At 60.7% G+C, this 9,695-nt stretch carries 7 protein-coding genes and 2 pseudogenes; 3 read left to right on the forward strand and 6 right to left on the reverse strand.

Annotated elements, in window-relative coordinates:
• Nucleotides 1–653, reverse strand: a pseudogene (locus tag ACRXB1_RS21710) (3-phosphoshikimate 1-carboxyvinyltransferase); the annotation flags it as partial.
• A 35-nt stretch (nt 654–688) separates the two neighbouring features.
• Here ACRXB1_RS21710 and ACRXB1_RS21715 point away from each other — a divergent pair.
• Nucleotides 689–2,125 (forward strand): annotated as a pseudogene (locus ACRXB1_RS21715) (AMP-binding protein); the annotation flags it as partial.
• A 40-nt stretch (nt 2,126–2,165) separates the two neighbouring features.
• Here ACRXB1_RS21715 and ACRXB1_RS21720 read toward each other — a convergent pair.
• The 3 genes from ACRXB1_RS21720 to ACRXB1_RS21730 all read right to left on the reverse strand — a co-directional run bounded on the left by ACRXB1_RS21720 (nt 2,166) and on the right by ACRXB1_RS21730 (nt 4,367).
• The gene (locus ACRXB1_RS21720) at nt 2,166–2,690 is read right to left on the reverse strand and encodes a helix-turn-helix transcriptional regulator (RefSeq protein WP_075357104.1); all 525 of its coding nucleotides are present in this window, start codon (nt 2,688–2,690) and stop codon (nt 2,166–2,168) included.
• Nucleotides 2,669–2,974, reverse strand: coding sequence for a hypothetical protein (locus ACRXB1_RS21725; protein WP_449493171.1), 306 nt, complete (start codon nt 2,972–2,974; stop codon nt 2,669–2,671). Before ACRXB1_RS21725 ends, ACRXB1_RS21720 begins: the two co-directional genes overlap by 22 nt.
• Before the next feature lie 139 nt (nt 2,975–3,113).
• Entirely contained in the window at nt 3,114–4,367 is a 1,254-nt protein-coding gene (locus tag ACRXB1_RS21730; protein WP_375507399.1) for an MFS transporter, read from the reverse strand.
• 310 nt (nt 4,368–4,677) lie between these two features.
• On the opposite strand from ACRXB1_RS21730, the gene ACRXB1_RS21735 reads away from it, so the two are divergent.
• Both ACRXB1_RS21735 and ACRXB1_RS21740 read left to right on the forward strand, forming a co-directional pair.
• Nucleotides 4,678–6,270 (forward strand): methyl-accepting chemotaxis protein, encoded by a 1,593-nt coding sequence (locus ACRXB1_RS21735; protein ID WP_449493172.1) that lies wholly within the window; start codon nt 4,678–4,680, stop codon nt 6,268–6,270.
• Between the two features lie 191 nt (nt 6,271–6,461).
• Nucleotides 6,462–6,914 (forward strand): hypothetical protein, encoded by a 453-nt coding sequence (locus ACRXB1_RS21740; protein WP_449493173.1) that lies wholly within the window; start codon nt 6,462–6,464, stop codon nt 6,912–6,914.
• 24 nt (nt 6,915–6,938) lie between these two features.
• On the opposite strand, the gene ACRXB1_RS21745 is transcribed toward ACRXB1_RS21740, so the two are convergent.
• Together ACRXB1_RS21745 and ACRXB1_RS21750 are read right to left on the reverse strand one after the other, a co-directional pair.
• Nucleotides 6,939–8,414, reverse strand: coding sequence for an HDOD domain-containing protein (locus ACRXB1_RS21745; RefSeq protein ID WP_449493174.1), 1,476 nt, complete (start codon nt 8,412–8,414; stop codon nt 6,939–6,941).
• A 232-nt stretch (nt 8,415–8,646) separates the two neighbouring features.
• Nucleotides 8,647–9,695, reverse strand: a 1,049-nt coding sequence (locus ACRXB1_RS21750) for a putative bifunctional diguanylate cyclase/phosphodiesterase (protein WP_449493175.1), incomplete at its 5' end; no start/stop codon positions are given.

The following is a 9,695-nucleotide window of genomic DNA, read 5'->3' on the forward strand; positions in this document are numbered from 1 at the left end:
TACTGGTAACGCCCGCTCGCCGGCAACGTGAAGCGCGACCAGCCGTCGCGCTCGACGCTCAGGCCGAAACGCTCCATCAGCTTGATCGTGATCTCGATATACGGCTTCGAAATCAGTTCGCCTTCCACTTCGATCACGATCGGGCCGCGTTGGCTTTGTGCGAGCGGCAGGCTCATCAGCAACGCGGTCAGGAACTGGCTGGAGACATCGCCGCGAACCTTGATCGGCGCATCGATGGCAATCCCGGCAGCGTGGATCTGCAGCGGCGGGAAACCGGCGTTGGCTTCGTAGTCGATCGACGCGCCGATCTGGCGCAGGCCGTCGACGAGATCGCCGATCGGCCGTTCATGCATGCGCGGCACGCCATGCACGCGGTACTCGCCGCCGTTCAACGCCAGCGCGGCCGTCAACGGACGCACCGCGGTGCCGGCGTTGCCAAGGAAAAGCTCTGCCGACTTCACCGGAAAGCCGCCGCCCGTCCCCTTCACGACGCAACGCTCGCCATCGTTTTTCACGTCGATGCCGAGCTTCGCGAGCGCGGCGAGCATCACACGGGTATCGTCGGAATCGAGCAGATTGGTGATCACCGTTTCGCCCTCGGCCAACGCGGCGAGCAGCAAAACGCGATTAGAAATGCTCTTCGATCCGGGCAGCCGGACCGTGCCGGACGCACGCGAAAAAGGTCCGGGATCGAGGGCCCGTTCTGATCGTCACCGCCGATGCCGGCGCGCGTGCGGGCAGGGTGATCGACTACACGCCGCTCGTGGATGAAGCGCTGGCGCGCGCCGAACACAAGGTCGCGAACGTGTTGCTGATCGACCGGCAACTCGCGCCTGAGCGGTTGCAGGCGCCGTATCTCGTCGAATACGAACCGCTGCGCGCACAATTCTTCGATGCCCAGGTTCCATGCGTATGGCTGGAGTCGAACGAACCTTCGTACGTGCTCTACACGTCGGGAACGACGGGCAAGCCGAAGGGCGTGCAACGAGACGTGGGCGGCTATGCAGTGGCGCTGGCGGCATCGATGGAACACATCTTCCAGGGCAAACCTGGCGACACCATGTGGACCGCTTCCGACGTGGGCTGGGTGGTCGGGCACAGCTACATCATCTACGCGCCGCTGATTGCCGGGCTGACCACGGTCATGTACGAAGGCACGCCTGTTCGCCCCGACGGCGGGATCTGGTGGCGCATCATCGAGCAGCACAAGATCAACCTGATGTTCACCGCGCCGACCGCGCTGCGCGTGCTGAAGAAACAGGACCCGAAGCTGATGGAGCAAGCGGATTTATCGAGTCTGCGAACGCTCTTCCTGGCCGGCGAACCGCTCGATGAGCCCACGGCGCAATGGATCCAGAGCGCGCTGAAAAAACCGGTCGTCGACAATTACTGGCAGACCGAAACCGGCTGGCCCATGATCGCGATTCCCAGAGGGATCGAACCGTTGCCGCCGAAACTGGGTTCTCCCGGCGTGCCATCGATGGGCTTCGCATTGACCGTGCGTAACGAAGCAACCGGTGAGGTTTGCGCGCCTGGAGAGAAGGGCGTGATCGCGCTCGATTATCCGTTGCCGCCGGGCTGCATGCAGACCGTATGGGGCGACGATTCACGTTTCATCAAGACGTATTGGCGGAGCATTCCCGGGCATCAGTTGTATTCGACATTCGACTGGGGCGTGACCGACGAAGACGGCTACGTGTCGATCCTCGGTCGCACCGACGACGTGATCAACGTGGCGGGGCACCGGCTGGGCACGCGTGAGATCGAGGAAGCGATCAGCAGTCACAGGTCGGTGGCCGAGGTGGCGGTTGTAGGCGTTGCCGATCCGGTCAAAGGCCAGGTCGCGCTCGCATTCGTTGTGTTGCGCGATGTCCAGGCGCTGGACCAAGAAGGCGCCCGCGAAGCGCTTGAAGCGGAGCTTGCGCGCAGTGTCGACTCACAGTTGGGAGCGATCGCCCGTCCCGCCCGTGTGCATTTCCTCGCGATGCTGCCGAAGACCCGCTCAGGCAAACTACTGCGGCGCGCGATCGCGGCACTCGCTGAAGGCCGCGACCCGGGTGATCTCCCGATGATCGAAGATGCCGGAGCGCTGGTGCAGGTGAAAGAAGCTTTGACACGCCAATGACCGCGGTTCCGGGTGCGCCGCCCGGAACGCTTCGGCTTTCTCAACGAACCAGCTTCTGCAGCACCGATTGCGTCTTCGGCGATCCATGCACTGATTCCTTCGCCAGGTTGATCTGCATGGTGGTGGCCGCGACTTCGTGCACGGCTTGCTCAAGTTGATACGTTCCGCGAGCGTCGAGCCAGTCCAGGATCTCCGCCAGATGCCATACCACGGCGCTGCCTTCATGAACCGGCGAGGGGAAGGTCGAGGGATTCGCGAGCATCAGCTTGCGCATGTTCTGGCGCGTGACGCCGATGGTATCGGCGACGTCCGTCAGGCCGACAAAATCAGGCGATGCCTCAACGAGCGCGGCCGTTGGAATGGCTGACTTGACGTCCGTCAAGGCGCTCATCAACGCGGCTTCCGCGCTGTCCGCTTCCCGCGTGAATGCCAGCGCGATGCGGCCCGGTTGTCCGATGCCAATCAGCGCGTCGTCGCATCCGGCGGCGGCAAGACGCCCAATCAATTCCTCGTGATCGCAGTCGGTTTCCGAGAGCCGATATTTCAATGTGAACGTGTATTCCATGGCGTCGTTTTAAATAAGACCACTGTCTGATGGGAAGGCTTTTCTATCTGGATCGCGCAGTTGTCCACCACGCGTTTTAAAGCCCGCGCATGATTGACAGCGTTTTTAGGTGTGCTCCAGATACTGGTGATACAAAACTCGCCGCAACGGCAAGTGGCCTCGTTGAATGGACAGTACATCCGTCCCCAGGCATGGCTTCCGCCTTCTTCAACGCGCCAGCCGTGTGATTCAGCATGCCGCAGTGCCTCTTCAATTTCCTTCTTGTGATGCTTTGAACGAGTCATCCTTAGCTCCATAATAGAAGCGCCGCCTCTGGTTGTCAAGTGACAACCAGAGGCGGCGCTGGAACATCGAAACGAAAACTCGTTTTGGAGTCGTGCTTTCGCCGGTCGTGTGCCTGTCCTGCTCACGCGACCGGGAGCATCACATGTGCGCCGATACCGGTTTCTCGCGGGTATTGGGCAACAGGATGGTCAGGACTCCGATCAGCGGCAGGAACGAACAAACCTTATAGACATAGTCGATGCTCGTCGCGTCAGCCAGATGGCCAAGGACTGCCGCGCCGATTCCGCCCATGCCGAAGGCAAAGCCGAAGAAGAGCCCCGCAACCATGCCAACCTTGCCGGGAACCAGTTCGGTCGCATAGACCAGAATGGCCGAGAACGCCGACGCCAGAATCAAACCGATCACAACGGACAGCACGCCGGTCCAGAACAAGTTGGCGAACGGCAGCATGAGGGTGAAGGGCGCGACGCCCAGGATGGATACCCAGATCACGACCTTGCGGCCGATCTTGTCACCAACAGGGCCGCCGACAATGGTGCCCACCGCGACTGCCGCGAGGAACCAGAAAAGGTGAACCTGCGCCGTCTCTACGGCCAAATGAAACTTGCTGATCAGATAAAAAGTGAAGTAGCTGCTGATGCTGGCGAGATAAAAATACTTCGAGAACGTGAGCAGCATCAGGACTGTCATCGCGATCATCACCTTTTTGCGAGGCAATGCGGACACCACGGCGGAATGACGCGATTTCTTGACTGCGGGATGGCTCTGATACCACCGGCCAATGCCGAACAGCACCACGATCGCGAGCAGCGCGGCGGCGGAGAACCATGCAATGCTGCGTTGTCCGTGGGGCATGATGACCAATGCCGCCAACAAAGGCCCGAGGGAACTGCCCGCGTTGCCTCCGACCTGAAACACCGATTGCGCGAGGCCGTGCCGGCCGCCCGACGCCATGCGCGCCACACGCGATGATTCCGGATGGAAGATCGACGAACCGCACCCGACAAGCGCGGCCGCGATCAGCAAGACCGGGAAGCTTCCTGCCATCGACATCAATAACAGGCCACACAGCGTAAATCCCATGCCAATGGGCAATGAATACGGTTTCGGATGTTTGTCGGTGTAAAGCCCGACTAGCGGTTGCAATAACGACGCCGTGATCTGGTACGTCAGCGTGATCAGCCCGATTTGCCCGAACGAGAGCGAAAACTCGCTTTTGAACATTGGGTAAATGGCAAGGATCAGCGACTGGATCATGTCGTTGAGCAAATGCGCAAAACTGATCGCGCCCAATACTGAAAATACGGTGCGGGGAACGGCCGTGATTGACGAACTCGCCGGACTCAAGGACGGCGCGGCGCCGAGCGCGTTTTTATCGATACTCGTCTGCATGGTGAAGGGCTGGGGAGGTCTCGCGTTGCATTCGTTATCCACCTGAGCTGAAGCAGATAACCCGTTTTTGTAATTTTAAAGTGTCCTCTATCCATTGTCCGGCCAAGTTTTGTCGCGAACAGGACAGTAGATGCCGATCTCATTCGGGTTTTCCATGCGTTTTGCTCATCAAAGCCGGCTTTGCAACAAACGCTGAAAACAGCGCTAAAGAACTGCCGGTTCCCGCCGTTGACCATTGATGTACTCGCGCTTGCCGCTCACAAGGCGGTTTGTTACGCGAGTGACCAATCAAAACCTGGGATTTCAATCGATGAAATTGCTTTCGCTGCATCAGGCCGTCGGGACAAGCGGCCGTTCGCTGTCCGTCAAAGCATCGCTGCGGCTCGCCTTCGCATTGCTGTTGATCGGGACGCTGGTTATCGGCGTGATTGCGCTGACGCAGATCAGCCGGCTCAACGGCTCGACGGACTCGATTTATCGCGAAGGGTATGTGGCGAGCCGCGCGGCCGAGGACCTGCGCGCGGCCATGTTACGCGCGAGCCGTTCGCAAAAGATGTTGCTGACCGCGACGACGGCGAAGGAGCGCGACGAACTCGGCGCGGACATAGAACATGCGCTGGCCGACATTGGCCGCGATCAAACCCAGTTGCAAGGTTTCGCCGATCCAACCGGCGGCCAGAAGGCGCTGGCGAAAGCCGTTGGCGCGTGGAGCAGCGACTTGCGCGCGTTCGTGAAGCTGATGAAGGAACAGCCGCTCGACTTGTCGCAGATGAACTGGCAGGTCGGCATGCAGGACGTATCGCTGCTGGTGGCGACCGGCAAGCTCGAGAAACTCGTCAACGTGCTGATCGAGCAGCGCGGAGTGGCGGCGAAGGCGACCATCGATACCGCTTCATCGATTTATCACGTGTCGTTCGTGATGGTTGCCGTGTTGACGCTGGCGCTGATCGCGCTGGCGTTTTTCGTGAGCGAATGGGTCGTGCGGCGTCTTTCCAGGCAACTCGGCGGCGAACCCGTCTACGCGATGCAGATCGCAAGCCGCATCGCCGCGGGCGATCTGTCGAACCGCATCACCATCGCCAAGCGCGATAACACCAGCATGCTCTATGCACTTTCGGGCATGCAATCGGGTTTATCGACGACGGTCGGCGAAATTGCGGCGAGCGCGGAGGCGATTGCATCGGCATCGGGTGAGATCTCGCAAGGCAACGTGGACTTGTCGCAGCGCACGGAACAGCAGGCCGTTGCCTTGGAGAAGACAGCGTCGAGCATGGAGCAATTGACGTCCACCGTGCGCCAGAACGCCGAGAACGCGAAGCAGGCCAGCTCGCTCGCGCACAACGCGTCGGAGATCGCGGAGAAGGGTGGCGAGGTCGTGGGCCGCGTGGTCGCGACCATGGAGCAGATCAACGCCAGCGCGAAGAGCATTGGCGACATCATCGGCGTGATTGAAGGGATTGCGTTCCAGACGAATATCCTCGCGCTCAACGCGGCTGTGGAAGCCGCGCGGGCCGGCGAAGAAGGGCGTGGTTTCGCGGTCGTCGCGGGTGAAGTGCGAAGCCTGGCGCAACGGTCATCGGCAGCGGCGAAGGAGATCAAGGGTTTGATCCATACATCGGTCTCGCGTGTATCCGATGGCTCCACGTTCGCCCACGAAGCCGGCGCGACCATGGACGAAGTCGTGCGCGCGGTGAAGCGCGTGACGGACATCATGGGCGAGATATCGGCGGCGTCGGCGGAGCAGAGCAGCGGTATCGAAGAGATCAATCACGCGGTCACGCAGATGGACGCCGGCACGCAGCAAAATGCGGCGCTCGTCGAACAGGCGGCGGCCGCGGCGCAATCGCTCGACGATCAGGCGCACGCGTTGAAACAACTCGTCGGCAAGTTTCAGTTGAAGTGATGTAACGTTGTATTCGATAGAACGAAGGCTTGCCCGAAAGCAGGTCTTCGTTCTAGAATTCGCGACGGGCGCGGCAGGGCGCCCGGTCTCGCGAAAGTGAAAGCACCTGTCACGCGTTATCTCTTCATCTGGATAAACCGCAACGTTGAACCTTTAGCCGCAGCGAGAACGGCGCATTAAGGAGAAACGTCATGTGGTCTACATCCGCACCTCGCACTGCCAATACAGATTCGTGCAATACCGAGTTCCTTCGACGCCATGCGCGCCGGCTGCTTCGTCTCGCCCGCGGAGAAAGCACGAGCACCGCGATGCCCGTCCTTCGCCGTCTGCTCGCAGCGGGCGTGATGCGCGAGGCAACGACGCTTACGCAACAGCACGAAAAGCGCGCGGCGATCCAGCTCAAGCATGTGCTGAACATGCTCGCCGTCGAACTGGGACATTTTGGCTGGGATGCCTGTCAAGCCGTGGTGGATACGCAAGCGCCCGCCGTCATCGACAGATACCGCTTCGATGCCGGCGCTTTCGGCGATTACGAAAAAGTGTGGTTTGCAAGCGCTGCTGAAAGCCGTGACTGGCAGCGCGAGCATGGGGGTTACATCGTGGAGTACGGGGATCAGGCGGTCGCAATCCTCTGGCGCGAGTAGCCGGGCCAGGTTCAGCCGCGCCGACTAGATCAACTCCATTTCTTTCCAGTCGGCGTTGCTAAAAAAACGGCTTAGCTCCCGCATCAGGTCGTTCAACGCGGACATTTCCATGGATGTGATCTTTCGCACGTGATCCGCGTTGGTCCAGTCGCCGTAAAGCATTGCCACCGTCGAGCCGTTTGCTTTCACCGGCAGGAGGACGAACGCGTGGGCATCGCTGAAAGACGATTTGAACCAGCGCGGCAGGCGTGCATCGATACGCGGGTCGCGCGCATTCTCGATAAAAATCCCCACCGGATTCGAGATTGCCAGATGGAACACGTCCGGCTGGAACGCCGCCGGGAATGTCAGCGACGGCAACAGCGATTCCACGCCCGGGCCGAGTCCAAGCCGCGCCTGGAATTCATCGTTGACCTGACGCACGAACACGACCGTGCGCGAAAACGAAAGCCCGGCGAGCACGGCTTCGGACGCAAGTGCGAGCACGGGCGCCAATGCGTTCTTCGATGGCAGCGAGCGCAAGTCGTCGAGGCTCGCCGCAATCCGCGCTTCCGCCGACAACTCCGCACGCGCGATGGCATCGGCGTCCGCGCGCAGTTCCACGATCTCGCGCATCACGCCATCGTTCGAATCCTCGTTCGCGAGCGCGAGGCTCATCTCGGCAAGCGTCGCCGCATCGGTCGCAAGCGCGCGGCTGTAGCGGTTCGCAATGTCGATCAACGAATTCTCGCGATGGGCTTCATCGACATGCTGCGCAGTGAGCGCATCGGCGACTTCGGTGGAATAGTTCGTGACTGCCTGCAGCCAGCGCACATGGCGCGGCGTTTTTTCGTCGACCGGTGCAAGCGGGTCGCGCGTGAGCATGCCGGTACGGATGGTCTCCGGCAAACGCCAGCGGTCCGCGGCCTCGATGCCGATTTCCTCAAATGTGACGCCCAGCAGCGCGCCGCATGCAATGCTGTCGCTGATATGCTCGGCGGCGGCTTTGCGGCGCAACTGGTCCCATTCGGTCTCGAGATAAAACGCAACCAGGAGCTTGCCGATCTGCCGCATCAGCGTACAGACCACCGCTTCTTCCGATGTACGGAATTCACTGCGCTCGGTCACTTGCCGCGCGACCGCGCCGGAGAGCAGGGTGCGGTTCAGTTCGAGCTTTGCATCGATACGGCGCGGCGCGCTGTGATGAAAGTGATCGACGAGTTTCAGCCCGACCACGAGATGGCCGACCGCGTCCATGCCGAGGACCATCAGCGCGCGCGTGACGGTCGTGATGTTGCCGCCGAACGAGATGTACATCGCGGAATTGGCGAGCCGCAACACCTTCTGCGTGAGGCCGAAGTCAGACAGAACGACCTGGACGAGGGCCGTAAAGTCCAGGTCGTCGTCGCCCATGGCGGATACCGTGGTGCGCAAGGCCTGCGAGAGCATGGGGAAATCCCCGCGCTCGCTCATGCGCGCCCACAGTTTGTCCAGTAATTCGGCTTTGGTATTGCTTGCCATGCGATTGGTGTAATGCCTTGCAGGTTCCAGTCCAGTTGGCTGAGCCAGCTTGGGTCGGGCGCGTTGGCGGTGTTGAGGCCGGCAACGCGCGTTTGACTCAGCCGATGTGTAATGCGCGGAAAAACTTGCATGAGTCAGGTACGCAAGTCCGTGGCGTCTATGCCTTATAACGGCGCAACAGCACACAAGCTTTAAGCGAGACGCGAGACTTGCCGTACCACGTGACGGTATCTCATAAAGACGCCTGGAGAAAGAGCGTTTTATCCTCAAAGCAACGCTTCAGTTCGGTGGCGGGAAGCGCCTTGCTGATCAGCCAGCCCTGTATTTGATCACAGCCCATCTCGATCAGCAGATCACGCTGCGCTTGCGTCTCGACGCCTTCCGCGACCAGTTCCAGCCCGAGGGATTTGGCGAGTCCCACCACGGCGGTGACGATCGCCCGATTATTACGGGACGTCAGCAAGTTTTCGATGAAACTCCGGTCGATCTTGAGCTTCGAAAGCGGGAAACGCTGCAAGTAGGACAGGCTCGAGTAACCAGTGCCGAAGTCATCGACGGCAAAGTGGATGCCGAGCGCCGCCAGCGTTTCCAGCAGCAGCGTGGCTTCTTCGGGATCGTGCATCAAAAGGCTTTCGGTGATTTCGAAGACCAGCCGGCTCGGGTCCAGGCCCGTCAGCTCGAGCGCGTCCTTCACGTTCTGGGTGAAGCGTTTGTCGCGGAACTGCTGCGGCGACACGTTTACCGACACGTAATCCAGCCTGATGCCGTCCTTGTCCCACTGCACCAGTTGCATGCACGCTGCTTTCAGAACCCAGTTGCCGAGATAGTTGATCAGGCCAATCGATTCCGCCAGCGAGATGAAAGCCGCCGGCGGCACCAGGCCATGCACCGGATGCTGCCAGCGGATCAGCGCTTCTACGCCGACCACGCCGCCGTGACGGCTTTCGGTGATCGGCTGGAAATGCAGCGCAAACTCGCCGTTGCGCACGCCTTCGTACAAATCGGCTTCCAGATTCAGGCGTTCGGCGTCGCGCGGATCGTTATCGGGCGCATGGAACACGACGATATTGCCGCCCGAGCCCTTGGCTTGGGCGAGCGCATGATCGGCCATGCGCAACAGGCTGCTGCCGGTATGCTCGACGGCATCGGGGTAGATCGCCGCCCCGATACTCGCGGACAAATGCGTGTGCTGCCCGCGATATTTATAGGGCTGCGCCACCGCGCTCAGCAAACGCCGGCCGAGATCTTCGGCCGCTGCGATTGCTTCGTGCGCCGTCCCCA

It is taken from the genome of Caballeronia sp. M23-90, from assembly GCF_053574605.1.

Excerpts from the sequence above, each read along its gene's own strand:
- ACRXB1_RS21720 (WP_075357104.1), bottom strand. The coding sequence starts at position 2,690 with ATGGAATACACGTTCACATTGAAATATCGGCTCTCGGAAACCGACTGC.
- ACRXB1_RS21725 (WP_449493171.1), bottom strand. The coding sequence starts at position 2,974 with ATGACTCGTTCAAAGCATCACAAGAAGGAAATTGAAGAGGCACTGCGG.
- ACRXB1_RS21730 (WP_375507399.1), bottom strand. The coding sequence starts at position 4,367 with ATGCAGACGAGTATCGATAAAAACGCGCTCGGCGCCGCGCCGTCCTTG.
- ACRXB1_RS21735 (WP_449493172.1), top strand. The coding sequence starts at position 4,678 with ATGAAATTGCTTTCGCTGCATCAGGCCGTCGGGACAAGCGGCCGTTCG.
- ACRXB1_RS21740 (WP_449493173.1), top strand. The coding sequence starts at position 6,462 with ATGTGGTCTACATCCGCACCTCGCACTGCCAATACAGATTCGTGCAAT.
- ACRXB1_RS21745 (WP_449493174.1), bottom strand. The coding sequence starts at position 8,414 with ATGGCAAGCAATACCAAAGCCGAATTACTGGACAAACTGTGGGCGCGC.